At 61.3% G+C, this 25,852-nt stretch carries 23 protein-coding genes; 8 read left to right on the top strand and 15 right to left on the bottom strand.

All coding sequences use genetic code 11. The features are described from left to right. Positions 1-10: 10 nt before the first annotated feature. The 4 genes from NE851_RS09880 (at position 11) to trxA (ending at position 7,879) form a co-directional block, all read left to right on the top strand. Positions 11-742 (top strand): nucleotidyltransferase family protein, encoded by a 732-nt coding sequence (locus tag NE851_RS09880; protein ID WP_063473897.1) that lies wholly within the window; start codon positions 11-13, stop codon positions 740-742. 3 nt (positions 743-745) lie between these two features. Next, the gene (gene addB / locus NE851_RS09875; RefSeq protein ID WP_183905883.1) at positions 746-3,940 is read left to right on the top strand and encodes a double-strand break repair protein AddB; all 3,195 of its coding nucleotides are present in this window, start codon (positions 746-748) and stop codon (positions 3,938-3,940) included. Continuing rightward, positions 3,933-7,484, top strand: coding sequence for a double-strand break repair helicase AddA (gene addA, locus NE851_RS09870; RefSeq protein WP_254960109.1), 3,552 nt, complete (start codon positions 3,933-3,935; stop codon positions 7,482-7,484). The genes addB and addA overlap by 8 nt, the downstream gene beginning before the upstream one ends. 74 nt (positions 7,485-7,558) lie before the next feature. Further along, a complete protein-coding gene (trxA, locus tag NE851_RS09865; RefSeq protein WP_063473894.1) occupies positions 7,559-7,879 on the top strand; it encodes a thioredoxin in 321 nt (106 codons plus the stop codon). Positions 7,880-7,950: 71 nt separating this feature from the next. Here the strand turns inward: trxA and NE851_RS09860 are convergent, their stop codons facing one another. The 10 genes from NE851_RS09860 to NE851_RS09815 form a co-directional block, all read right to left on the bottom strand. Further along, on the bottom strand, positions 7,951-9,303 hold the full coding sequence (locus NE851_RS09860; RefSeq protein ID WP_174824490.1) for a bifunctional folylpolyglutamate synthase/dihydrofolate synthase: 1,353 nt from the start codon (positions 9,301-9,303) through the stop codon (positions 7,951-7,953). Positions 9,304-9,330: 27 nt separating this feature from the next. Beyond that, a complete protein-coding gene (accD, locus tag NE851_RS09855) occupies positions 9,331-10,236 on the bottom strand; it encodes an acetyl-CoA carboxylase, carboxyltransferase subunit beta (protein WP_047615946.1) in 906 nt (301 codons plus the stop codon). 137 nt (positions 10,237-10,373) lie between these two features. Continuing rightward, a complete protein-coding gene (gene trpA, locus NE851_RS09850) occupies positions 10,374-11,213 on the bottom strand; it encodes a tryptophan synthase subunit alpha (RefSeq protein ID WP_047615944.1) in 840 nt (279 codons plus the stop codon). A 3-nt stretch (positions 11,214-11,216) separates the two neighbouring features. Further along, entirely contained in the window at positions 11,217-12,437 is a 1,221-nt protein-coding gene (trpB, locus tag NE851_RS09845; protein WP_047615941.1) for a tryptophan synthase subunit beta, read from the bottom strand. Between the two features lie 2 nt (positions 12,438-12,439). Beyond that, a complete protein-coding gene (locus NE851_RS09840) occupies positions 12,440-13,108 on the bottom strand; it encodes a phosphoribosylanthranilate isomerase (RefSeq protein ID WP_063473891.1) in 669 nt (222 codons plus the stop codon). Between the two features lie 75 nt (positions 13,109-13,183). Next, positions 13,184-13,942 carry a M48 family metallopeptidase gene (locus tag NE851_RS09835; protein ID WP_183905885.1) on the bottom strand — a complete coding sequence of 253 codons (759 nt, stop codon included), beginning with the start codon at positions 13,940-13,942 and terminating at the stop codon, positions 13,184-13,186. 108 nt (positions 13,943-14,050) lie between these two features. Further along, the gene (locus NE851_RS09830) at positions 14,051-14,485 is read right to left on the bottom strand and encodes a DUF2852 domain-containing protein (protein ID WP_254960101.1); all 435 of its coding nucleotides are present in this window, start codon (positions 14,483-14,485) and stop codon (positions 14,051-14,053) included. 144 nt (positions 14,486-14,629) lie between these two features. Further along, on the bottom strand, positions 14,630-15,907 hold the full coding sequence (locus NE851_RS09825; protein WP_254960099.1) for a polyhydroxyalkanoate depolymerase: 1,278 nt from the start codon (positions 15,905-15,907) through the stop codon (positions 14,630-14,632). 204 nt (positions 15,908-16,111) lie between these two features. Further along, positions 16,112-16,954: a fumarylacetoacetate hydrolase family protein gene (locus tag NE851_RS09820; RefSeq protein WP_254960097.1), complete on the bottom strand. Its 843-nt coding sequence runs from the start codon at positions 16,952-16,954 to the stop codon at positions 16,112-16,114. Between the two features lie 151 nt (positions 16,955-17,105). Further along, positions 17,106-18,059, bottom strand: coding sequence for a glutathione S-transferase family protein (locus tag NE851_RS09815; protein ID WP_082849667.1), 954 nt, complete (start codon positions 18,057-18,059; stop codon positions 17,106-17,108). A gap of 170 nt (positions 18,060-18,229) precedes the next feature. On the opposite strand from NE851_RS09815, the gene NE851_RS09810 reads away from it, so the two are divergent. Both NE851_RS09810 and NE851_RS09805 read left to right on the top strand, forming a co-directional pair. Continuing rightward, positions 18,230-18,514 carry a DUF2218 domain-containing protein gene (locus NE851_RS09810; RefSeq protein WP_047616089.1) on the top strand — a complete coding sequence of 95 codons (285 nt, stop codon included), beginning with the start codon at positions 18,230-18,232 and terminating at the stop codon, positions 18,512-18,514. A gap of 46 nt (positions 18,515-18,560) precedes the next feature. Further along, complete coding sequence (locus NE851_RS09805) at positions 18,561-19,160, top strand: nitroreductase family protein (protein ID WP_047615924.1); 600 nt, start codon at positions 18,561-18,563, stop codon at positions 19,158-19,160. Between the two features lie 87 nt (positions 19,161-19,247). Here NE851_RS09805 and gyrB read toward each other — a convergent pair whose 3' ends face one another. The 5 genes from gyrB to NE851_RS09780 all read right to left on the bottom strand — a co-directional run bounded on the left by gyrB (position 19,248) and on the right by NE851_RS09780 (position 24,594). Beyond that, complete coding sequence (gene gyrB / locus NE851_RS09800) at positions 19,248-21,683, bottom strand: DNA topoisomerase (ATP-hydrolyzing) subunit B (protein ID WP_047615921.1); 2,436 nt, start codon at positions 21,681-21,683, stop codon at positions 19,248-19,250. A 134-nt stretch (positions 21,684-21,817) separates the two neighbouring features. Further along, entirely contained in the window at positions 21,818-22,195 is a 378-nt protein-coding gene (locus tag NE851_RS09795; RefSeq protein WP_047615918.1) for a helix-turn-helix domain-containing protein, read from the bottom strand. Then, the gene (locus NE851_RS09790) at positions 22,192-22,758 is read right to left on the bottom strand and encodes a Smr/MutS family protein (RefSeq protein ID WP_047615916.1); all 567 of its coding nucleotides are present in this window, start codon (positions 22,756-22,758) and stop codon (positions 22,192-22,194) included. Before NE851_RS09790 ends, NE851_RS09795 begins: the two co-directional genes overlap by 4 nt. Continuing rightward, positions 22,758-23,897 (bottom strand): murein transglycosylase A, encoded by a 1,140-nt coding sequence (gene mltA, locus NE851_RS09785; protein ID WP_063473887.1) that lies wholly within the window; start codon positions 23,895-23,897, stop codon positions 22,758-22,760. The genes NE851_RS09790 and mltA overlap by 1 nt, the downstream gene beginning before the upstream one ends. Beyond that, entirely contained in the window at positions 23,890-24,594 is a 705-nt protein-coding gene (locus tag NE851_RS09780; protein WP_047615912.1) for a Tim44/TimA family putative adaptor protein, read from the bottom strand. Before NE851_RS09780 ends, mltA begins: the two co-directional genes overlap by 8 nt. Positions 24,595-24,725: 131 nt before the next feature. Here NE851_RS09780 and NE851_RS09775 point away from each other — a divergent pair, with 131 nt between their 5' ends. Both NE851_RS09775 and secB read left to right on the top strand, forming a co-directional pair. Continuing rightward, complete coding sequence (locus NE851_RS09775) at positions 24,726-25,232, top strand: FxsA family protein (RefSeq protein WP_048338427.1); 507 nt, start codon at positions 24,726-24,728, stop codon at positions 25,230-25,232. A gap of 101 nt (positions 25,233-25,333) precedes the next feature. Beyond that, on the top strand, positions 25,334-25,816 hold the full coding sequence (gene secB, locus NE851_RS09770; RefSeq protein WP_047616084.1) for a protein-export chaperone SecB: 483 nt from the start codon (positions 25,334-25,336) through the stop codon (positions 25,814-25,816). The last annotated feature ends 36 nt before the right edge of the window (positions 25,817-25,852 follow it).

Below are 25,852 nucleotides of genomic sequence, written 5' to 3'. Positions count from 1 at the left end.
CCGGATCAGGATGACCATCAGACAAGCCATGGTACTGGCCGCGGGTCTCGGAACCCGCATGCGCCCGATCACCGACACGATCCCGAAGCCGCTGGTGAAGATCGACGGCAAGCCGATGATCGACTACGCGCTGGATTCGCTGGTGGCGGCCGGCGTCGAACGCGCCGTCGTCAATGTTCACCACCACGCCGAACAGATGCTCGATCATCTCGGGAATTATCGCGGCCTCGACATCGTCATTTCCGACGAGCGTGACGCGCTGATGAATTCCGGCGGCGGGCTGGCGAAGGGGCTCAACCTGCTTACCCGCGACAATATTTTCGTCATGAATGCCGATCTCTTCTGGATCGGCGAACAGCCGGGGCGGCCGACGAACCTGCAACGCTTAGCCGGATTCTTCGATGCCGACCGCATGGATATGGCGCTGCTTTGCGTTGGGATTGAAGATACGACGGGTCACAACGGCAAGAACGACTTCAGTCTGGCGGCCGATGGCCGGCTGGCGCGTTATCGCGACGATCCATCCAATCCCGTCGTCTATGCCGGCGCCATCGCCATGAACCCATCGCTGTTCGACGATGCGCCGAAGGATGCCTTCAACCTCAATATCTATTTCGACAAGGCGATCGCGCGCGGACGACTTTTCGGCATGGTGCTCGAAGGCCATTGGCTGACTGTGGGAACGCCGGAGGCGATCGGCGAGGCGGAGCAAACGATCCGACGATTGCGGGCGTTCGCTTAAGCCATGGCGGAGCGGCACCAGCCACGCATCCTGACGATCCCGGCGGGTCTCTCCTTCCTGAAAACGCTGGCGACGACGCTTTGCGACGGCCGGCTGACGCCACTCTTCCGGCACGAGGCCGATGATCCGCTATCGCTGGCCAAGGTAACGATCTACCTGCCGACACGGCGCGCCGTGCGTGTTCTGCGCTCTGAATTCGTCGATCTGCTCGGCGGCCGCTCGGCGATTCTGCCGGTCATCCGTCCGCTCGGCGAAACCGATGACGACAGCGGTTATTTCGACGAGGCACTGCCGGCTACGATCGATCTCACCCAACCACTGTCGAATACCGCCCGTCTTCTGGAACTGGCGCGCCTGATCCTCGCCTGGCGAAACAAGCTGCCTGAGATCGTCCGCCACATTCATTCGGACTCGCCGCTCGTCGCACCCGCAAGCCCGGCGGATGCGATCTGGCTCGCCCGCAACCTGGCGGAACTGATCGATTCGATCGAAACCGAGGATCTCGACTGGTCGGAGTTGTCGAAACTCGACACCGGCGACTATGCCGCCTGGTGGCAGCTGACGGCAGAATTCCTGCAGATCGCCAGTGCTTTCTGGCCGGAGCGGCTTTCGGAACTCGGCAAATCCTCGCCGGCGCGGCACAGAAACGCCATTCTCCGGGCCGAAGCAAGCCGGCTTTCGGCGACGAAACCCGCTGGGCCGATCATCATCGCCGGTTCGACGGGTTCCGTTCCCGCCACCGCCGATCTCATCGCCGCCGTCGCCAATCTGCCCGAAGGCGTCATCGTGCTCCCGGGCCTCGATCTCGTCATGCCCGAGAACCACTGGCAGATGGTCGCGCCGGAACCGGCGCCCGGCCAACATGCCAATCCGGCAAGTCGCAGCCATCCGCAGTATGGCCTGTCGTCGCTGCTCAAGCGGCTGAAGCTGGCGCGTGCCGACGTAACGCCCCTCGACGGACCGGAGGGCGATCTTGACCGGCGCGCCGAAATCCTGTCTCGGGCCCTCGCCCCATCGGAGGCGACCAGTGATTGGGGGGCGTGGAAGAGCGGCCTGCCCGAGGGCGCCCTGTCTTCAGCCTTCGCCGATGTTTCGCTGATCGAAGCCGCCAACGAACGCGAAGAAGCAACCGCGATTGCCATCGCGCTCCGGCTTGCACTGGAGAGGCCGGGACAGGACGGCGAGAGCCGGGCAGCACTCATCACGCCGGACCGCAATCTCGCGCGGCGGGTCATGGCCGAGCTTTCCCGCTTCGGCATCCTCGCCGACGATTCGGCGGGTACACCGCTTGCGGCCATGCCGCAGGGCACCTTGCTGCAATTGCTGCTCGAGGCAGCGCTGCGACCGGGCGATCCGGTGGCGATCGTCTCTTTGCTCAAACATCCGCTTGCCCGCTTCGGCCTGGAACGTGACGCATTGATTTCCGCTACTGAGGCGCTCGAGCTGCTGGCGCTGCGCGGCGGCGTGGCCGAGGTGGATATCAGCACGCTCGAGCCGTTGCTCACCCACCAACTTGCCGAACAGGCGCTGGACAGGCACGCGCCGCAATGGCGCAAAGCGCTTTCGCCTGATGCAGCCGACGCCGCAAACGACCTTGCCCGGCGGGTCACGCAGGCGACCGAGCCACTGGCGTCGGCACTGATGCGACACCGGCCGGAAGATCGCGGGAGAACTCTGAGCTTCACATTGTCCGAATGGGCGGAGCGCACCGGCCGTTCGCTCGAAGCGGTCGCGGTCGATCCGCAAGGCAATCTCGCCGATCTCTGGTCTGGTGAAGCGGGAGATGCACTCGCCGCCCTGCTCAGCGAGGTGATCGACACGGACGGCCAGATGGAGGCCGACGGACCGCAATGGATCGACATCATGGCCGCCCTTGCCGCCGGTCATGCCGTGAAGCCGCGGGCGCTCAGCCATCCCCGCCTCTTCATCTTCGGCACGTTGGAAGCCCGCCTGCAGAGCGTCGATACGCTGATCCTCGGCGGCCTGAACGAGGGCACCTGGCCGGGGCAGACCGCCAATAACCCCTTCATTCCACGGATGATGAAGACGGAGATCGGCCTCGAACCGCCGGAACGACGCATCGGCCAGCTGGCGCATGATTTCGAGATGGCAAACGGCACGCGCCATCTGATCTATTCGCGCGCGCTGCGCCAGGGCTCGACGCCGACCGTCGCCTCGCGCTGGCTGCAGCGGCTGCTGGCGCTCGGCGGAGAGGCGTTCGAAGCGGAATTGAAAGGGCGGGGCAACCGGTTCCTGCAATGGGCCGGCCTCATCGATCGGGGAGATAGCCAGACGCCGGCGCAGCGACCCTCGCCGAAACCGCCGCTGGCATTGCAGCCGAAATCCTATTCCTTCAGCGAAGTCGGCCGGCTGCGCCGCGACCCCTATGCCATCTATGCCCGCCGCATCCTGCGTCTCGACCCCGTCGACGCGTTCAACCGCGATCCGGGTGCGGCCGAACGCGGAACGCTCTATCACAAGATCGTCGACCGGTTCATCCGCGAGGCTAATATTGCCGGGACACCGGATGCGGCAGCAGCCATGGAGCGCATCCTTTCCGAACTTTTCGACATGGAGCGGCTACCGCCGCATATCGATGCCGTGTGGCGGCCGCGCTTTCGCGAGGTGGCCCGCGCCTTCCTCGAATGGGAGGCCGGACGGCGGCATGGCATCCTGAAAACGTTGACGGAGGTGCGGGGCGGCATGGAGCTGGAGCCGATCAATATCCGGCTCACTGGCGTCGCGGACCGGATCGACATAACCGGACCACACTCGGCCGACATCATCGACTACAAGACCGGCTACAATCCCTCGCCGGCGCAGGCGCGCGTGCTTCTCGATCCGCAGCTTGCGCTTGAAGCGGCGGCCTTGAGCGCCGGCGCCTTCCGCGATGCCGGCAGCCTCGTGCCGCAAGACCTGCTCTATGTGCGTCTGCGACCCGGAAGCCGCTTCCAGGTCGATACGGTCAACAACGAAAACTCTACCCGCAGCGACAAGGCGAAATCCGCGATGGATCTCGCCGCCGAATCGATCGATCAGCTGGTCAAATTCGTGGGTTTGCTGCAATCCAGCGAAAGAGGTTTTACCGCGCGGCTGATCCCGGCCCAGCAATTCGATTTCGGCGGCGACTACGATCATTTGGCCCGCGTCTCCGAGTGGTCGACGGCCGAAACCGAAGAGGGCGGCGGCGATGAGTGATGTGACCGCGCTTCCCACCGACGACGATCCCGGCGCCTGGATCGGCTGGACGACCATCCAGCAGGCGATTGCCTCCGATCCGCTGCGTTCGGCGTGGGTTTCGGCCAATGCCGGCTCCGGCAAGACGCATGTGCTGACACAGCGCGTCATCCGGCTGCTGCTGGCCGGTGCGCGGCCTTCGGCCATCTTATGTCTCACCTATACCAAGGCTGCAGCCTCCGAAATGTCGAACCGGGTCTTCGAGCGGCTGGCGGATTGGGTGGTGCTCGATGATGACGACCTTAGCCGGCGGATCATGCAGATCGAGGGTACGGCTCCTGATGGATTAAAGCTTGCCGAGGCGCGCCGGCTGTTTGCAAAGGCGCTGGAGACGCCCGGCGGGCTGAAGATCCAGACGATCCACGCCTTTTGCGAGGCGCTGCTGCATCAGTTCCCGCTGGAGGCCAACGTTGCCGGGCATTTCTCGGTTCTCGACGATCGCGCGGCGGCGTCCCTGCTTTCCGATGCGCGCCGGGCGCTGCTGACGGCGACGGCGCCGGAGAAAGACAGCGCCCTTGCCGACGCATTCGCCTACGTGCTCAATCTCGGCGACGAATCCGGGCTGGAGAACCTGCTCGGCGATATCGTCGCCAACCGCAACGCCATTCGTCGTTTCACCGCGACGGCCGAACAGCAGGGCGGTATGGAGATGGTCCTGCACCAAAAGCTCGGCCTCGCCGCCGACGACACGGAAAGCCGGATCGCGGCGCAATATTGGCCTTTGCCGGAGCTTTCGGGCCGAACGCTGGAACTCTATCTCTCGCTTGCCGACCAGAAGGGTGGTGCGAAGGCGCAGGAGGTTGCCTACGGCCTCAGGCTCGCCGGGCGGGAGCGCGACGACGCAAGGCGCGCTGAGTTTCTCGAAAAAATCTTTCTGACCGTGAAGGGCGAGCCCAAGGCGGACTCGCAATTCTTCGTAAAGGCCATGCTTGCCGAGGCACCACAGTTGGCGGACGCCATCGCCATTGCCCGCGCGCATGTCGCAGCAAGCCGCGACCGGCTGAAACTGATGCGGATGTACGGCGCCACGCATGCAGCACTCGTGCTCGCCGACCGGCTGAACCACGACTACGAGGAGCTGAAGAAGCAGCGCAGCCAGCTTGATTTCGAGGACCTGATCACCCGCACCGCCGACCTTTTGACGAAAAGCGGCGTCGGTCCCTGGGTCCACTACAAGCTCGATCGGGGTATCGATCATATCCTCGTCGACGAGGCGCAGGATACCAGCCCGATCCAGTGGAGCGTCATCCAGTCGCTCGCCGAAGATTTCTTCTCCGGCGAAAGCGCCCGGCCGATCGTGCGCACGCTGTTTGCCGTCGGCGACGAAAAGCAGTCGATCTATTCCTTCCAAGGGGCGCGGCCCGAGCGTTTTTCCGAGGAGAGCGACCGGACGCGGCGGCGCGTGTCCGATAGCGGGCAGAGCTTTTCCTCTGTCCGGCTGCCGCTGTCGTTCCGCTCGACCGCCGACGTGCTCGAGGCCGTCGACCATATTTTCAAGACACCCGAGAACGCGCGCGGCCTCAGCGCGCTCGGCGAGCCGGTCGTGCACCGCTCCAGCCGCATCGGACATCCCGGCGCCGTCGACCTCTGGGAGATGGTCGCGCCGGAAGCGGTGGTGAAGGAGGAAGACTGGACGGCGCCCTTCGACGCGACGCCGGAAAGCGCGCCGGCCGCAATCCTCGCGCGGCGGATCGCCCACTCGATCGGCACGCTCGTCGGCCGCGAGACGATCGTCGACAAAGGCAAAGAGCGCCTGATCGAAGCCGGCGACATCCTGGTGCTGGTGCGCAAGCGCGACGCCTTCGTCAATGCATTGACGCGCGCCTTGAAGCGCCGCGGCGACATTCCCGTCGCCGGCGCCGACAGACTGGTGCTGACCAGCCATATCGCCGTGCAGGATCTGCTGGCGCTCGGCCGTTTCCTGCTTCTGCCGGAAGACGATCTTTCGCTCGCCGCGGTGCTCAAGAGCCCACTTTTCGATCTTTCCGAGGACGACATCTTTGCGATTGCCGGCCTGCGCGGCGATAATGAGAGCGCCTGGAGCCATCTCAAAAGCTTCGCCGCCGACGGCACCGAACGCTTCCGCGTTGCCGTCGAAAGGCTGGAATTGTTCCTCCGGCAGTCCAGAAGCCTGTCGGTTCATGATTTCTATGCCCGTGTGCTGGGCAGCCATGGCGGGCGACGACAATTCCTTGCCCGTCTCGGCACCGAGGTCAGCGATATTCTCGACGAATTCCTGACCTTCACGCTCGACCACGAGAGCTCCGGCCTTCCCGGTCTGCAATCCTTCATCTCGACGCTGGAACTCGAAGCACCCGTAATGAAGCGTGAGCAGGACAAGGGGCGCAACGAAGTGCGAATCATGACGGTGCATGCGTCCAAGGGTCTTGAAGCACCGATCGTTTTCCTGGTCGACGGCGGTTCGAAGGCCTTCACCCATACTCATCTGCCCAAGCTTCGCCTGATCGAGACGGACGCCGACGAGCCGCCGATGCCGGTCTGGGTTCCTGTCTCCGATCTTTCCAATTCGCTGACGCAGGACGATGCGGCGCGGATCCAGATGCTGGCGGAAGAAGAATATCGCCGGTTGCTTTATGTCGCCATGACGCGTGCCGCCGACCGGCTGGTCGTCTGCGGCTATCGCGGCGTGCGCGTAAACAACGACACCTGGCATATGATGATCTCGACGGCACTGAGCGACGATCATCCACTTGTGGAAGCGACCACATTCTCCGGTCCCGATGGGGAATGGCCGGGCATCAAATGGCGCGTGCCGCGGGTGGAACGAAGCTTCGAGCGTGTCAACCGCAGCGAGGAGCGTGACAACGAGGAGAGTTTGCCGGACGGCCTGTTACGGCCCTTGCCACCGCAGGCTGCGCTGCCCCGGCCGCTCAGCCCCTCCGGCGCCGGCACGATCATCGATGAAGACGAGGGCGGGTTGCTGGTCGTTTCGCCGCTGTTTACCGAGAAGCCGCGCAGCGATCGTTCACTGGAGAAGGGCAGACTGATCCATCGCATGCTGCAGGCGCTTCCCGACATTCCACCTGCCGAACAGCCCGATGCGGCGAGCCGTTATGCCGAACGGGCGGCTCGGTTCTGGCCGGAAGGCGAACGGCGCAAGCTTGTCGATTCGGTTCTGAAAATATTGGACGAGCAGGGCCTGCAGGACGTCCTCGGTGCGCAAGCCCAGCCCGAGGTCTCGATCATGGGAACGCTGACGCTCGAAGGCCGGCGCTATGCCGTCTCCGGCCGCATCGACCGGCTTGCCGTCCTTACCGATCGCGTCGTCATTCTCGACTACAAGACCAACCGGGTGCCGCCGGCAACGGAAGAGGCCATCCCCTTCGCGCACAAGGCGCAGCTCGCGATCTATCGCGAGATCCTGGCGCCGCTCTATCCTGATAAGCGGATCGACTGCATGCTTGTCTATACCGAGAACGCCTCGCTCTACACGCTGAGCGAAAAGGCGCTCGGTTTGGCGCTTGCAGGAGTCAAGACAAAGTGAAATACCGGACATTGAAAATTCGGCGCCGCACCATCACATGTGGTTCAACATCCAATCCGGTAAAGGAGCAGCCCATGGCTACCGTGAAAGTCGATATCAATAACTTCCAGTCGGAAGTTCTGGAATCCGCAGAACCCGTCGTCGTCGATTTCTGGGCTGAATGGTGCGGCCCGTGCAAGATGATTGCACCGAGCCTCGAAGAAATCGCCGTCGAGCTGGAAGGCAAGGTCAAGGTCGCCAAGCTCAATATCGATGAGAACCCGGAACTCGCCGCACAGTTCGGCGTGCGCTCCATTCCGACCCTTGCGATCTTCAAGGGCGGCGAAGTTGCCGATATCTCTGTCGGCGCCAAGCCGAAGACCGCCCTTTCGAACTGGATTTCGAACGCTGCCTGATTGATATCGCCCTGATGATATCGCATTGACGAAAAGCCCGGTTTCGACCGGGCTTTTTCAATTTGCAGGGTTCACTTCGGCGGCGTGCCGTTGTCGGAAAGCACATCGCCAACGAGATAGAGCGAGCCGCCGACCAGAATGCGCGGCGGCAAGGCTTCCGGATCAAGCACGGCTTTGATGGTTTCCAGCGCATCGCCGACCGTCGACATCGGTTCGGCAACCAAGCCCGCATCATAGGCGGCATTCGACAATATCACCGGATCGATCATCGCTTCGCTGCCGCGGATCGGCACGCAGAAAACCTTCTCGACCAAGCCGGCAAAGGCCCTGAAATAACCGACCGGATCCTTGGTGTTGATCATGCCGATGATCAGGAAAAGCGGCCGAGGCTGGCGCTCCTCGAAATTGGCCATGGCTTCGGCGATCACTTCACCGGCACCGGGATTGTGCCCGCCATCGATCCAGATTTCGGCGCCGACAGGCGCATGCGAGAGCAGCCGGCCCTCGCTCAAACGCTGGAGCCGGCCCGGCCATTCGACCGAACTCATCGCCTTTTCCATCATCGTCTCGGTGACGGTGAAACCGGCCGCCTTGACGGCACGAATGGCGGCGGCGGCATTGGCATATTGGTGGCGACCGGGAAGGCGCGGCAGCGGCAGGTCGGCAAGACCGAACTCGTCCTGGTAGACGAGCCGGCCATATTCCTCATGCGCCATGAAATCCTGCCCGAAGACGGCGCTCGGGCAATGCAGCCGTTCGGCCGTCGACATCAGGACGTCGAGCGCTGCGTCATATTCCTGATGACCGATGACAACGGGAAATCCCGGCTTCATGATGCCGGCCTTTTCGACCGCGATCAGCTCCACTCTGTCGCCAAGATAGGGCTGGTGATCCAGCGAGATCGGCATGATCACCGAGACGGCCGGATCGGAAATGACATTCGTCGCGTCGAACCGGCCGCCGAGACCGACTTCGATGATCGCGGCATCGGCCGGATGTTCGGAAAACAGGATGAAGGTGACCGCCGTCAGGATTTCGAAGACGGTGATGTGCTGTCCTGCATTGGCATCTGCCACACGACGCACGGCCTCGGCGAAGACGGCATCATCCACGAGCTGTCCGCGTCCGCCTTTGACGCCGATGCGATAACGCTCGTGCCAATTGACGAGATGCGGCGAGGTGTGGACATGGGCGCTGTAGCCGCCGGCTTCGAGCAGGGCGCGGGAGAAGGCGGTAACCGACCCCTTGCCGTTGGTGCCGGCGACATGGATCACCGGCGGCAGTTTCCTGTGCGGATTGCCGAGCACATCGAGAAGACGGGTGATGCGATCGAGAGACAGATCGAACCCCTTGGGATGCAATCCCATGAGTTTGTCGATCTCCTGTGCTGCCTCACTCACCGCGGTTTGGCCTCTGGGTATCAATTCGGCACCCCGCCTGCTTATCGGTTATCAGGCGCTCGCCGCCAGAGCGATTGCGCCGCTATTCATGTTGTTCGCCGCCGAAACCGGCTTCTTCGTCAGGATCTTCAGGAGACGCGCCAGCGTTTCCGGAATATCGTGACGTTTGACGACCATATCGACCATACCATGCTCCAGCAGGTATTCGGAGGTCTGGAAGCCTTCGGGTAGTTTTTCACGCAGGGTCTGCTCGATCACGCGCTTGCCGGCAAAGCCGATTTCAGCGCCGGGTTCGGCCAGATGAATATCGCCAAGCATGGCATAGGAGGCGGTAACGCCGCCTGTGGTCGGATTGGTCAGCACAACGATATAGGGCTGGCCGGATTCCTTGAGCATGTCGACGGCAACCGTCGTGCGCGGCAGCTGCATCAGCGACAGGATGCCTTCCTGCATGCGCGCGCCGCCGGAAGCGGGGAACATAACCAGTGGGCATTTTTCAGCCGTCGCACGCTCGAAAGCCTTAACGATCGCCTCGCCGGCGGCAATGCCGAGCGAACCGCCGATAAAATTGAATTCGTGCACGACAGCCACGAGCTTCAATCCCCGCACCTTCCCGACACCGGCGAGAATCGTATCTTCCTGCTCGGTCTTGAGGCGGCTATCGCGCAAGCGATCGCTGTATTTCTTCGAATCGCGGAACTTCAGCGGGTCTTGCACGACCTTCGGCTGCGGCAGCGATTCGAACTCACCATTGTCGAAAAGATCAATCAGACGGGCCTTGGCCGGCATCTTCATGTGATAACCGGACGCCGGAATGACCCATTTGTTGCCTTCCAGATCCTTGTGGAAGACCATCTCGCCCGTTTCCGGGCACTTGATCCAGAGATTCTCCGGCACTTCGCGACGGCCCAGCATGGAATTGATCCGCGGGCGAACATAGTTGGTGATCCAGTTCAACTCGAATACTCCTGATTGACCAGAGCGGTTCAGCTTTTAACGGAAGCGGCGAACCGCTCTATCCTTTTGTACGCAATTCCCGACGGAAAACCGCTGCACAGTTTTGCGCGACATGCCTGAGTGCCAATGTGGGCAAACTATTCGGCAGCAACAAGGCGCGCCGAACGTGTTCCCGTGGAAAGGCCGCGCACCAGCGTGGCAACGGCCTGAACCGTGTCCGCCGTTGCCTTTCCGTCATTCGTCAAGCTGGTCGCGACCTGATTGACGATCGCGGTGCCGACAACAACGCCGTCGGCCGAACCGCCGATAACCTTTGCATGTTCCGCCGTCTTGACGCCGAAGCCGACGCAGACGGGCAGCTTGGTGTGCTGCTTGATGCGCTCGACAGCGCCCGAAACCAGCGACGGATCGGGCAGCGCCGAACCGGTGATGCCGTTCATCGAGACGTAATAGACGAAGCCGGAGGTATTCTTCAGCACCTTCGGCAGGCGCTTCTCATCCGTCGTCGGCGTCGCCAGGCGAATGAAATTGATGCCCTTGCGGATCGCCGGAATGCAGAGCTCGTCATCCATCTCGGGCGGCAGGTCGACGACGATCAGGCCATCGATGCCGGCGGCGAGCGCGTCGTCGAGGAATTTCTCGACGCCGTAAATATAGATCGGGTTGTAGTAACCCATCATCACGATCGGCGTCGCATCGTTGGTTTTGCGGAAATCGGCCGCCAACTGCAGCGTCTTCTTCAGCGTCTGGCCGCCTTTCAGGGCGCGCTGGCCGGCCAGCTGGATCGCCGGGCCGTCAGCCATCGGATCGGAAAAGGGCATGCCGAGCTCGATGATGTCGGAGCCGGCCTCCGGCAGCGCCTTCATGATGCCAAGCGAGGTGTCATAATCGGGATCGCCGCCCATGAAATAGGTGACAAGCGCCGGACGGCCCTCGGCCTTCAGCTCGGCAAAGCGTTTATCCATGCGTGCGGTCATGTCTTACAGTCCCATTCCCAGAATCTTGCCGACGGTGAAGATGTCCTTGTCGCCACGGCCGGAGAGGTTCATCAGGATGATCTCGTCCTTGCCCATCGTCGGTGCGCGCTTGATGACCTCGGCAATCGCATGCGAGGGCTCGAGCGCCGGGATGATGCCTTCGAGGCGGGTCAGCGTCTGGAAAGCCTCGAGCGCTTCGTGATCCATGATCGGCACATAGTCGACGCGGCCGGTGTCGTTCAGCCAGGAATGTTCGGGGCCGATGCCGGGATAATCGAGCCCGGCCGAAATCGAGTGGCCTTCCTTGATCTGGCCGTCGCCATCCTGCAGCAGATAGGTGCGGTTGCCGTGCAGCACGCCCGGTGAACCGGCGGTGATCGACGCGCAATGTTCGTCGCCCTGCAGGCCCTTGCCGCCGGCTTCGACGCCGACGATCTTAACGGAGGGATCGTCGAGGAAGGGATGGAAGATGCCGATCGCATTCGAACCGCCGCCGACGGCAGCGACGACCAGATCCGGAAGACGGCCTTCGGCCGCCAGGATCTGCTCTTTCGCTTCAGTGCCGATCACCGACTGGAAATCGCGGACCATCTCCGGATAGGGATGCGGACCGGCTGCCGTTCCGATCAGGTAATAAGTATCCTCGACATTGGTGACCCAGTCGCGGAGCGCCTCGTTCATGGCGTCCTTCAGCGTCCCGCTGCCTGCCGTCACCGGTTTGACTTCCGCGCCGAGCAGCTTCATGCGGAATACGTTCGGCGCCTGACGCTCGACGTCGGTGGCGCCCATGTAGACGACGCAGGGAAGGCCAAAGCGGGCGGCAACGGTCGCAGAGGCGACGCCATGCTGGCCGGCACCGGTTTCGGCGATGATACGGGTCTTGCCCATGCGCTTGGCAAGCAGGATCTGGCCGATGCAGTTGTTGATCTTGTGCGAGCCGGTGTGGTTCAGCTCCTCGCGCTTGAAATAGATCTTTGCGCCGCCGAGTTCGGCCGTCAGCCGCTCGGCGAAATAGAGCGGGCTCGGGCGACCGATATAATGTGCGCCGAGATGCTTCAATTCGGCCTGGAATGCCGGATCATTCTTCGCCTTGTTCCACTCGTCCTGCAGATCGAGGATCAAAGGCATCAACGTTTCGGCAACGAAACGACCGCCATAAATACCAAAACGGCCGTCTTCGTCGGGGCCGGAACGGAAGGAATTCGGTTTAGGCGTCTCGTTCACTCTCAACTCCCTGAGGCCATGACAGGCGCATTCGCCTTCTCGACCGCGTCAAAAAATTCATCGATCTTCGCGACGCTCTTCACGCCAGGCGCAGTTTCGACGCCTGAGGAAGCGTCAATGCCCGGTGCTTTGGTGATGAATAGCGCATCCGCGACGTTGTCCTTGTTCAGCCCGCCGGAAAGCATGTAGTCGACACTGCCGTCAAGCCAAGCGAGAAGGCTCCAATCAAAGGAAACACCATTGCCGCCCGGCAATTCGGAACCCTTCGGCGGCTTGGCATCGAAGAGGAAACGATCGGCGATGCCAATATAGGCCTCGACGCGCTTCAGATCGTCGGCCGTGCGCACCGGAAGTGCCTTCATCACAGGCAGACCATAGACCGCCTTTATGGTCAGCACATGTTCGGGGCTCTCGTTGCCGTGGAGCTGCAGCATGTCCGGCTTCAACAGCGATACGATCTCATCCAGTTCGTCATTGGTGGGATCAACGACGACGGCGACGATTTTCGCCTTGCCACGTGCAGGTTCGGCAAGTTTTGCCGCCAGGTCCGGCTCGATATAGCGCGGGCTTTTTTCGAAGAAGATAAAACCGATATGGGTCGCGCCGCGTTTCAGTGCGCGATCGACAGCGTCGGGCGTCTTCAAGCCACAGATCTTGATATCCGGTTTCATGGCAGCGAAGTGACACGAAATGCGGCAAGAGTCGAGCCAATTTGCATGGAAAGCTGTATTTAGCGCGGCTTTGGGCTAATCGAAATCGATGGCGTGCAACTGGCTACCATGCCGCTTCAGCCAGGATTTCGCTTCCTCCATACCTGGGCAAAGCTTCTTGCAAAGCGCCCAGAACCGCGGCCCATGATTCATTTCCTTGAGATGGGCGACCTCATGGGCGGCGAGATAATCGATCACTGCGGGCGGCGCCATGACGATGCGCCAGGAAAAGCTCAGATTTCCCTCCGACGAGCACGAGCCCCAGCGGCTGCGGGTATCCTTCATCGAGATCGAGCGGATCGGCGCCCGGATCGCTCCGGCATGCATGGTGGCCAGTCTGGCGAGATCGGCGCGCGCTTCCTTCTTGAGAAAGGCCGCGATGCGCCGTCCGACATGTTCCGGCATGCCGCTGACGCGCAGCACCGGCCTGCCGTCTATCAAAACCGCCTCCGTCAGCCCGCGCAAGCCGCCGGTATGCTGGATGTGATGGGAAACGCCGCGAAACAGAATTTGGCCGCCGTCGCGCAGGCCGGTATCGGTCGAAAACTTGGCAAGCTTGGTGAGCAACCAGCCCTGGTGGCGATCGAGGAAGGCATTGACCTCACGCGTCGCGAGGCCCCTCGGCACCGTCATCTTCAAGGCCCGGCCACCCGGTTCGATACGTAGCGTGATGCGCGTCGCCCGGTCATGCTGCTTGATGGTCAACGGCATCAGCCGGCCGGCGACGTCGAGCGTCCGCGTTTCGGGCGCAACCGGCTTTCGCGCTTTCGGCCTTGTCTTCAGAAGCGGAAACATGGCTGTTTTCTATCCGATTCGCCGCGGAATCTAAACGATTTGACAGGCAGGCAGACATGGAAAAACCGGCATCGGAAGATGCCGGTCATCAATTGATGGTTCAGGCGTTCACGGCGTCTGATATTCAGCGACCGGGCCGTTGTCATCGCGCTTGGCGTTCTTGCGGTCGCGCATGAAGCGGTCGAACTCTTCCTGATCCTTGGCGCGGCGGAGTTCACGCATGTAAGCGTCAAATTCCTCGCGCATTTCGTCGAGCTTGCGGCGTTCTTCCTCGATCCGGTCAATCTCGGCCTTGCGCCAGTCGTCGAAGGCGACGTTGCCGGTCGAGAAGTGCGGGCGGTGCCGTTCATGCGGGCGGCGGCAGGAGGCAAAGAAGCCATCGGTCGCCTGGTTGACGTCACGCTTGAAGCCGCGCAGACGGTCGCCGAAGATGATGTAGGCAAGCATGGCGAGACCCAGAGGCCAGAAAACCATGAAGCCGAGAATCATCAGGGCAATGGTAGCCGGAGTCCAATCCGGTCGAAGCAATGCTGACTGGTTCATCGTGCGGGTATCCTCGCTTTCCGCGCCCGGCAGGATACCGAACGCTGAAATCGATGTGGTTACCGCAATAGGTGCCTTCAAGACGATTGCCCGCGAAATCGGACAAGGCCTTGAATCCGTTTTGCTAATTCAGCTATCGCTGAATCAGCCCGTCCGACCGCCCTTGATGACACGCGGGATCGGAGGCTTAACGGCCGAACGGGAATGCTGGCGGACGAAATTGATGATGCGCGGCGCAATCTCGCGGCGGAAACGCGAACCGTTGAAAACGCCATAATGGCCGACATCCGGCTGGAGATAATGCATGCGCATATCTTCGGGAATGTTCACGCAGATGGTCTGCGCCGCCTTTGTCTGGCCGACCCCCGAGATATCGTCATTCTCACCTTCGACGGTCAGAAGCGCCACCTTGCGAATTGCCGCCGGATCGACGCGTTTGCCGCGATGCATCAACTCACCCTTCGGCAGTGAATGCTTGATGAAGACCTCCTCCACCGTCTGCAGATAGAATTCGGCGGTCAGATCCATGACGGCGAGATATTCGTCGTAGAAATCGCGATGTTTTTCCGGTTCGCCGTCGTTCTTCACGAGATGCATGAAGAATTCCTTGTGCGCGACGAGATGGCGATCGAGGTTCATCGACATGAAGCCCGAAAGCTGCAGGAATCCTGGATAGACCGGGCGCATGAAACCCGGCTGCGGCCAGGGCACGTTCATGATGACATTGTCGGAGAACCACTGCAGCGACCGCTCCTGCGCGAGCTTGTTGACCGCCGTCGGGTTGATGCGCGTGTCGATCGGGCCGCCCATCAGCGTCATGGACGAGGGCGACAGCGGATCATTGGCTTCCTCCATCACGGCAGCGGCTGCCAGCACAGGGACGGAAGGCTGACAGACGGCGATGACATGCGTGTCATGGCCGAGGAAATGCAGCATCTCGATGACATAATCGACGTAATCGTCGAAATCGAACGTGCCTTCCGTCATCGGCACCATGCGGGCGTCGATCCAGTCGGTGATGTAGACATCCGCACTCGGCAGCAGCGCTTCGACCGTGCCGCGTAGCAGCGTGGCATAGTGGCCGGACATCGGCGCGACGATCAGGATGCGCGGGTCATTGCTGCGGGCCGGCGGAACATTGCGGGCGAAATGCAGGAGATTGCAGAAAGGTCGCGACCAGATGATCTCTTCGCGGACGGAGACTGTCTGATCACCGACCGTGGTCTGCTTCAGTCCGAATTCCGGTTTGCCGTAGCGCCGCGTCGTGCGTTCGAACATTTCGAGGCTTGCCGCCATCGTCCGGCCGAACGGCGTGTGGGCGAACGGGTTCAGCGGATTGGCATAAGCAAACCGCATGATATCGGCCGCGGCGCGAAACGGCGCCATGGCGGCATGGTTCAATTCATAAAGCTGATAAAACATGGAAGGCGCCACCTTTCTCTATCGAAAAGATGACGCCGATTGAAAGGCATCGAGTCTTTTCGCCATGCGGGCACGTAACGCAGACTAACAGTTTTTTGTTGCACAGCAACATGGACGAGCCAGACCCACACAAGAAATGCCGCAGAATTGATCTCCGGCATCATCATCAGCCTGAAAACTTAAGTTTCTCAGCAGGAAGCGTCGTTAACGATCCGCTACGAAGGTCTGCTTCTGCGTGCCGAGACCTTCGATGCCGAGTTCGACCACGTCGCCGGCCTTGAGATAACGCGGCGGCTTGAGGCCCATACCGACGCCCGGAGGCGTGCCGGTCGAGATCACGTCACCGGGATGCAGCGACATGAACTGGCTGAGGTAGGAGACGAGAAAAGCAACGCCGTAAACCATCGTCTTCGACGAGCCGTTCTGCATCTTCTGGCCGTTGACCGTCAGCCACATGCCGAGGTTCTGCGGTTGCGGAATTTCATCCTTGGTGACGAGCCAGGGGCCGATCGGGCCAAAGGTGTCGCAGGATTTGCCCTTGGTCCATTGACCGGACCGCTCGGTCTGGAAAGCGCGCTCGGAAACGTCATTGGAGACGCAATAGCCGGCGACATAATCCAGCGCTTCGGCTTCCGTTACATATTTGGCAGTCTTGCCGATGACGACGCCGAGTTCGACTTCCCAATCGGTCTTTTCCGAACCGCGGGGGATGATGACATCGTCGTTCGGCCCGACGATCGCCGATGTTGCTTTCATGAAGATGATCGGCTCGGGCGGCACGGTCGCACCGGTTTCGGCAGCGTGATCCGAATAATTCAAGCCGATGCAGATGAACTTGCCAGTGCCGGCGACGCAGGCGCCGATGCGGCCGGGGGAAAGCTCCGGAAGGCTCCTGGGATCGATCGCCCCAATCTTCGCAAGGCCTGCCGGCGTGATCGCCTCGCCGCCGATATCGGCGACATGACCGGAGAGATCGCGGATCTTGCCATCGGCATCGAGAAGCGCGGGTTTTTCACTGCCTGCTTCGCCAACACGCATCAGCTTCATGGAAATTCCTCCTCATCGAAAACGGATTTGCAACCACCTATGAACGAATTATTCATCGGTGTCATTACGGCTTTGCCGGCAAGCGGTACGGCTTTTCTGCAATTCGGATGATTTTTGCCGAAAACTGCCTCCATCCTTTCGACATCATGCTTCAAAAAATTTCGGCCAGATCGGGGCCGGCAGGGACGATTTTCGTCGGATTGAGGCTTTCGACCGAATAGTAGCCGCGCTTGATGTGATCGAGATTCACCGTTTCTGCGATGCCCGGCCAATCCAGCATGCGACGGCAGAAGGCGCGCAGGTTCGGATAGTCGGAAAGACGGCGCAGATTGCATTTGAAGATGCCGTGATAGGCGACGTCGAAGCGCACCAGCGTCACGAAAAGCCGAATATCGCTTTCCGTCGGATGCTCAGCGAAAAGAAAAGGCCGGCCTTCGAATTGCGGATCGACCCAGTCGAGGCAGGAAAAGACATCGGCGAAGGCTTCTTCGTAGGCGATCTGGGTGGTGGCGAAGCCGGCGCGGTAGACGCCGTTGTTGAGGGTCGGATAGATGCGATCGTTGAAAGCATCGATCTCGGCGCGCCTCTCCGCCGGGTAAAGATCGATCGGATTTTTTGCCAAGTTGCCGAAGCCGCCGTTCAGCATGCGCAGGATATCGGCGGATTCATTGTTGACGATGGTCTTTTTCCGCTTGTCCCAGAGAACCGGCACGGTGGCCCGGCCGGTGAAATCGGGTGCTGCCCTGGTATAGATTTCATGCATATAGGTTACGCCATTGACGTGATCCTGCGTCGCACCGGGATAATCACCGAAACGCCAGCCCTGCTTGCTCAGCAGCGGTTCGACGACGGAAACGGGGATGACGTCTTCCAGGCCCTTGAGTTTGCGGCCGATCAAGGTGCGCGAGGCCCAGGGGCAGATATAGGCGACATAGAGATGATAACGGCCGGCGCTGGCTTCAAAGCCGCCTTCGCCCGTCGGCCCGGCGGTGCCATCCGGGGTCACCCAATTGCGGAAACTCGAGGTCTGCCTGATGAAACCGCCCTTCTCGTCCTTGGCCTGGACGGGGTGCCAGTCTTCCGTCCATTTTCCGTTCACCAGCATGCGCAACTCTCCAATCGATTGACGAGACCGTTCATTATCCTGCTTCGACGCCGGCGTGAGGGCGCTTTTCTGGAGACAGTCTGTACACCCAAACTGCGACGATGCTGCGCTTGCCAAGCCGAGGACGCAGGAAATATGACTCCGCGATACAAGATGAAGTGGAGTTCGACATGCATCTCTCCAAGGCCGTCGTGCGGACCGAACATGCGAGCCGCTACCTGCAGCAGCTTTGCAAACACTGGAGCCACAAGTTCAGCGTCGATTTCGATCCCGTGAAGGGCCGGGTGCCGTTCAGCGATACGGCCGAGGTGACGTTTTCTGCCGACGATGCGGCGCTGACCATGACACTTTCCGTCGCCGATCCCGCGCAACAGCAAAGAATGCATGATGTCATCGACGATCACCTGAAGCGCTTCGCCTTCCGCGAGGAGCTCGACATCGTCTGGACCAACTGAGCCCGGCCCCCGATCCAAATTTTCTGCCCCGAACCCTGGAACAAGCATGACGAAGAGCAATCACCGCGAATCCGAATATCCGATCGATCCGATGTTTCTCGATCGCTGGTCGCCCCGCGCCTTCACCGGCGAAATCATCGAGGAAGCGCAGCTGCTCAGCCTGCTCGAAGCCGCCCATTGGGCTCCGTCCTCAGCCAACCATCAGCCCTGGCGCTTCATCTATGCGCTCAAAGGTTCGGAGCATTGGGAGAAATTCGTCGCATTGCTCGTCGACGCCAACCAGGAATGGGCGAGGAATGCGTCGGCCTTGATCTTCGTCGTGTCGCGCGCCTTCACCGGCGTTGCCGGCTCCGGCGAGGAGAAGCCGAGCTACACCCATTCCTTCGATGCCGGTGCGGCCTGGGGGCATCTGGCGATCCAGGCGCGGCTCTCCGGTTTCTACGCCCATGGCATGGGCGGCATCAAACACGAGGAGATCAGGCAGGCTTTCGCCATTCCCGAGGGGTACCGGGTCGAGGCAGGCGTCGCCGTCGGCAAGCTCGCCGACAAGAGCGTTCTTTCCGAACGCAATCAGGCGCGCGAATTCCCCAGCCAGCGCAAGCCGCTCTCCGACGTCGCCTTCAACGGCCGCTTCGCTGCGAACTGAGGCGAAGCCAGGGACCAAGCAGATATCCGGATAAACGAAAGCCCCGCCATCCAGGGATAGCGGGGCTTCTAATTCCTGAAATATCAATCAGATATCGAGGTTAGCGACGCTCAGCGCATTGTCCTGGATGAATTCGCGCCGCGGCTCGACTTCGTCGCCCATCAGACGGGCGAAGAGGCCGTCGGCATCGGTGGCGTCGTTGACCTTGACCTGCAGCAACGAGCGGACATTCGGATCGAGAGTCGTTTCCCAGAGCTGCTCGGCATTCATCTCGCCGAGGCCCTTGTAGCGCTGCATGGTCAGGCCCTTGCGGCCGCTGGCGAAGACCGCGTCGAGCAAGGCACGCGGGCCTGAGATCTCGACATCGCCTTCGCGCCGATGCAACGACGGCGGCGTCTGATAGATTTCCTTGAGACGTGCGGTCAGCTGGTCGATGTGACGGGCATCCGAAGAGCCGATCAACGCCATGTCGAGCACGACGATTTCCTTGACGCCGCGGACCATGCGTTCGAGGCGCAGGCCGCCATCGCTGGTCAGATCGCCCTGCCAGCCGCGCTCGGTTTCCTCGGCAATGATATCGAGGCGGCCTGCCACTTCGTTTGCCAGCGCCAGCGCCCTTGCCTGGTCGCTGACGAGGTCGGCGTTGAGCGCGCCGGCGATGGCAGCCTGTTCGACGACGGAACGATTGTAGCGCGAGTGGAGATTGTCGAGCAAAGCGCGCATGCGCAGCGCATCCAGGATGACCTCGCGCAGGTCTTGACCGGTGCGGACCTCGCCGCTGCCGAGCCGCAGTGCGGCATCTTCCAGACCCTGGCCGATCAAATATTCTTCGAGCGCCTTCTCATCCTTCAGATACTGCACCGATTTGCCGCGCGCGACCTTATAGAGCGGTGGCTGGGCGATGTAGAGATGGCCGCGTTCGATCAGTTCCGGCATCTGGCGGAAGAAGAAGGTCAGCAGCAGGGTGCGGATATGGGCGCCGTCGACATCGGCATCCGTCATGATGATGATCTTGTGGTAGCGCAGCTTTTCGACATTGAACTCGTCCTTGCCGATGCCGGTGCCAAGTGCTGTGATCAACGTGCCGATTTCCTGGCTCGACAGCATCTTGTCGAAACGAGCACGTTCAACATTCAGGATCTTGCCGCGCAGCGGCAGGATTGCCTGGTTTTCGCGCGAACGGCCCTGCTTGGCCGAACCGCCGGCAGAATCGCCCTCGACGAGGAAGACTTCGGATTTTGTCGGATCGCGCTCGGAGCAGTCGGCGAGCTTGCCCGGCAGCGAAGCGATATCGAGTGCGCCCTTGCGGCGGGTCAACTCGCGCGCCTTGCGGGCCGCTTCGCGGGCGGCGGCGGCCTCGACGACCTTGCCAACGAGGATCTTGGCTTCGCTTGGATGTTCTTCGAACCAGGTGCTCAGCGCCTCGTTGACCAGACTTTCGACAACAGGACGGACTTCCGAGGAAACGAGCTTATCCTTGGTCTGCGAGGAGAATTTCGGATCGGGCACCTTGACCGACAGAACCGCCGTCAGGCCTTCGCGGCAGTCTTCGCCCTGCAGCGTTACCTTTTCCTTTTTGGTGATGCCGGAACTGTCGGCATAGGAAACCACCTGGCGCGTCAGCGCGGCGCGGAAACCGGCCATATGCGTGCCGCCATCGCGCTGGGGAATGTTGTTGGTGAAGCAGAGCACGTTCTCGTGATAGCTGTCGTTCCACCACATCGCCACTTCGACGGTGATGCCGTCCTTTTCGCCGCGGATGGCAACCGGCTTGTCGACGAGCGACTTCTTGGCACGGTCGAGATAGGCGACGAAGGCCTCGAGGCCGCCATCGTAACGCAGTTCTTCCTGCTTGATATCGGAATGGCGCTTGTCGGTCAGCAGGATGCGCACGCCTGAGTTCAGGAAGGCGAGTTCGCGAAGGCGATGCTCTAGCGTGCCGTAATCGAACTCCGTCATCGTGAAGGTGTCGGTGCTCGGCATGAAGCTCACTTCGGTGCCGGTCTCATTCGGTGCTTCGCCCGTGACCTTCAGCGGCGCATCGGCCACGCCATGGCTGAAGCTCATTTCATGGATCTTGCCCTGGCGGCGGATCTTCAGTTTCAGCCAGACGGAAAGCGCATTGACGACGGAGACGCCGACGCCGTGCAGGCCGCCGGAGACCTTGTAGGAATTCTGGTCGAACTTACCGCCGGCATGGAGCTGCGTCATGATGACTTCGGCGGCCGAGACGCCTTCGCCGGTATGGATATCCGTCGGGATGCCGCGGCCGTTATCGGTGACCGTCACCGAGCCATCCGGATTGAGCGTGACGGTGACGATGTCGGCATGACCGGCAAGCGCTTCGTCGATTGCGTTGTCGACGACTTCATAGACCATGTGATGAAGGCCGGAGCCATCGTCGGTATCGCCGATATACATGCCGGGGCGCTTGCGCACGGCATCGAGGCCCTTCAGAACCTTGATGGAATCTGCGCCATATTCGGTGCTTACGCCGTTTTCCGTCGCGGATGTATCGCTCATTCTGTTGAGATTTTCCCTGTTGTCGTAAAGCTGCGGCGCGCCTTGCGAATCACCGGCTTTCTTCCCTCTTGTATATAGGTTTTTTGAACCCAGTTCCCATGGCACGCCCCTAAAACAGGGCATAAAACAGGGGATTATGACGCTTTTCCGTCGCCTTTGCCGCCATTTTCGAGAAGAGCCGATAGCCGGCCTATCTCCGCACTGTCAAGGCTGCGAATCCGCCGCGCCAGCCGGTTGGCAAATTCGGTATATTCGGGAGGCAGGCCTGACGTGTCGATGACGACACGCGGGTCGGATGAGCGGGCGAGCAGGAACAGTTCCTCGGCCTCATCCCAGATGATGTTGAAATAGCCGGCGATGCGCTGCAGCAGGTCGAATGTCGGCAGGCCACGCTTTCCATGTTCGAGCGCCGAGAGATAGGCGGGAGAGACGTTCAGCGCTTGCGCCATCTCCTTCTGCGAGACGCCCTTGCGCGCTCTCAGCCGGCGAACCGCCTCTCCGAAGGGTGTCATGGTCTTTCCCCATGCCGCCGCGACAGGCGAATATAGAGCGCGCCCTCGCCGCCATGATGCTGCGCGGCAGGTTCATATGACGAGATCAGGTAGCGGAATTCGGGCTTGGAGAACCAGAGCGGCACGGCCCGCTTCAGCGCGCCTTCGCTGCCCATCGAGCTGCCCTTGCCGGTGATGACAAGCACATGGCGCATGCCGCGCTCATGCGCCCGGATCAGGAAGTCGAGAAGGATGGAATGGGCCTCGCTCTGCACCAGCCCATGCAGGTCGATCCGCGCTTCGAGCGCCAGCCGGCCCTTGGCGATCTTGCGTTTGACCGGCTTTTCCAGCGGATGATGCACCCCCGCCGACGGTTTCGCCGCCGATGGTAGCGTCGGCTGCAGCGGCATGGGCGCGGCGGGTGTCTGTTTTTCCTGTTCCCGTTCGGCCGCCGCTTCGGCTTCGGCAAGAAAGGCGTCGAGTTCGGTCAGCGCGCCCGCCTTGCCGGGCATCGGCCGCGTGCTGCGGGCGACCTTGCCCCAGAGGATCCTCTCATCTGCGCTGAGCTTGCGATCCCTGGCCATCAGTCGAATCTTCCGGCGGCGGCATTGGGGATGAGGATGGCAAAATCGGCATCGTTGCGGACCGTGCCGGCACTTTCCCCAGCCATATCCCCCGAGCCGGTGAAGATGTCACCGCGCGCCGGCCCGACGATCGCCGAGCCGGTGTCGAGCGCCAGCATCAGCCGGCGGAACGGTCGACCGTGATCGAGATGGGTGAGGCTTTCGGCGCGAATGAAAAAGGGAAAACCGAACGTATGGATCATCCGGTCGACCGCAAGCGAGCGCCCGGCGAGAAGCGGCACCTTGGCGGCGGCGATCGGACCGGCCCCAGGATCGGCGGTTCGCAGGCTGAAAGCCTGCGAGGGCGCTTCCCGGAAGAAAATATAAGAGTGGTTATGCCACAGCACCTCGTCGACGCGCTCGGGATTGCGCGCCAGCCAGGCGCGGATCGCCTGCATCGAAATCTCCGCCCGATCGATCTCGCCCCTCTCGATCAGCAACTTGCCGATCGCCGAAAAAGCATGGCCGGCCTTCGCGGCATAGGTGATGCGGCCGATATGGCCATCCCGATAACGCAGGCGGGCAGCGCCCTGCACATGCACGAAGAAGACATCGACCTTCGACTTCGCCCAGGCGATTTCGAGGCCTCGGCCTTCGAGAAAACCCTGATCGATGGCGCGGCGGTCCGGATAGGCACCGATGCGGCCGTCATGCAGACGGCCGAAAGCATAGGCGCTGTCGAGCTCGGCGGGGCGATTGGCGTCGTCGAGATCGATCAGATCATCCGGGCGCCTGTAGAAAGGGAAACGGAATATTTCGTCCGGCCGCTCCGACACCTCGATGTCAGGCTCGTAGAAGGCGGTGACGAAGCCGGAATTGCCGTCCTTGCGGCGGATCAGAAAGGGTCGACAGTGCGTCTCGAAAAAGGCGCGCGCCGATGCCGGAGATGACGGACTGACATCTTCGGCGGCGACCAGAAGCGGGAGCAGGTCTTCCGAACTCAGGCCAAGCGATCCGGTGCGGTACGGTTTGACATCGCTGATTTGCCGCCGGCAGCGTCGCATGACTTCAAAAAGGCCGGAAGGATCATCATCCTTCCAGCCTTCCAGAGTGTCGAAGCTTATGGCCTGCAGGACGAAGTCCGCTGCGTGGTCACTCATGTTCCGATTCGGTCGCCACGAGTTTCCAGTTCGGGTCGCGCGAGCGGGTGTCGCGGGCAAAGGTCCAGAGGTCGTTGACCTCGGCGACGTTTTCGGCGTCGCCTTCGATCAGCACATCCGCCTTGTCGTAGGTGGCCGAAATGAGCTGGCTGATGATGCGCACGGTGATCTGCGCTTCGCTGCCCTTCGTCTCCGCATGGGTGATTTCGGCCTTGTCGATGCCGACGAAGGTGGACTTCACCTTCTCACCGCGGGCTTCGCGTTCGCCGATTGCCGCATCGAAACCGTCATAGACTTCACGGGACAGCAAGTTCTTGAGTGTTTTCCGGTCGCCATCGGCATAGGCCATGACGATCATCTCGTAAGCCATGCGGGCGCCGTTCAGAAACTCCTTCGGGCTGAAAGCGGGATCGGCCTTGTTCAGCGCACGCAGCGATTCGTTGAGCGGCGTTCCAGGCGCCGCAAAAGCATCGATGGCGGCGAAGCGATCCTCATCCTCGGTCGTCGCATCGCGCCGCGGCAGCGTTACGACTTTGCCGGCATCGGCGGCATCGGCCGGAGCCGCATCCCGCGGCGTATAGAGATCGCGCGGCGGCTTCTCATTTCCTGTGCGGCGCCCGAGCACGGAGCGAAGCTGAAAGAAAATCAGCACAGCCGCCACCAGGAAAAATAATGTGATGAAGTCGTTCGAACTCATATCGTATCGCAGCCGCCGTTAACATCTCTGATTTGTACTCCCATATAGTCCGCCTATACAGATGATTCAAATGATGGCTGGCATCTTCGCCGGCGCCAAGAGGAGACCGGCACGTCCGGGACATGACAGACATGCGTTTTTCGATCCTGCCAGCTTTCATTCTGCTGCTCCCGTTCGCCGAAATTGCCGGTTTCGTCGTCGTCGGCCGGGCGATCGGATTGTGGCTGACGCTCGCGCTCGTCATGCTGGGTTTCGTTCTCGGCGTGGTTCTGCTGCGCCGGCAAGGCATCGGTATTTTGCGCCGCATGTCGAGCGAAGGACGAAACGGGGTGATGCCTGGCCGAGATTTGCTGCGGCCGGCGATGAACGTCATCGCCTCGCTGCTGCTGATCATTCCCGGCTTCCTCACGGATATCATTGCCATCCTCATTCTCATTCCGCCGGTGCGCGATCTGGTCTGGCGGGCGATTGCCAAACGCTTCGTCGTCGTCAACGCCAAGGGCGGTTTTTCCTCCGAGCCACAACCCGATTTTCGCGACCGCAAGCCAAACTCAAAGGTGGTCGATCTCGACGAGGAGGACTATCATAGAGAGCCGGATCGCAACTCGCCGTGGTCCGGCAAGCATCTCGGCGATTGAGGCACTGCGGCTGATCAACCGCGCCAAGCGCTCAGGGTTGTAAGCCTTTCCCTGAAATGTTAGATGGCGGCACCATTCCCATGCCCCTCGAGGAAAAGCCAATGGCAGACGATAACAACAACAACGGTGCGGCCAACCCCACCCTTTCGATCCTTGCGCAATATACCAAGGATCTCTCCTTCGAAAATCCGGGTGCGCCGCGTTCGCTGCAGGCCCGCGACAAGGCGCCGACGATCAACATCAATGTGAACGTCAACGCCAACCCGCTTTCCGATACGGATTTCGATGTCGTGCTGTCGCTGAACGCCGAAGCCAAGGATGGCGACAAGACGGTCTTCCATACCGAACTCGCCTATGGCGGCGTCTTCCGCGTGGCCGGTTTCCCGCAGGAGCACATGCTGCCGGTTCTCTTTATCGAGTGCCCGCGCATGCTCTTCCCCTTCGCCCGTCAGATCATCGCCGACGTCACCCGCAACGGCGGTTTCCCGCCGCTGATGATCGACCCGATCGACTTTACGCAGATGTTCGCCCAGCGCGTCGCCGAAGAACAGGCCCGCGCCAAGGTTCAAGCCGTTCCAAACTGAGCGGATCTTTCTTCACTGAAATACGGATGCCCGGGC

Source organism: Rhizobium anhuiense bv. trifolii (genome assembly GCF_024346605.1).
Lineage (GTDB): Bacteria > Pseudomonadota > Alphaproteobacteria > Rhizobiales > Rhizobiaceae > Rhizobium > Rhizobium anhuiense.
The sequence above is the reverse complement of the archived record's forward strand: the minus strand, read 5'-3'. Positions and strand labels throughout refer to the sequence as shown.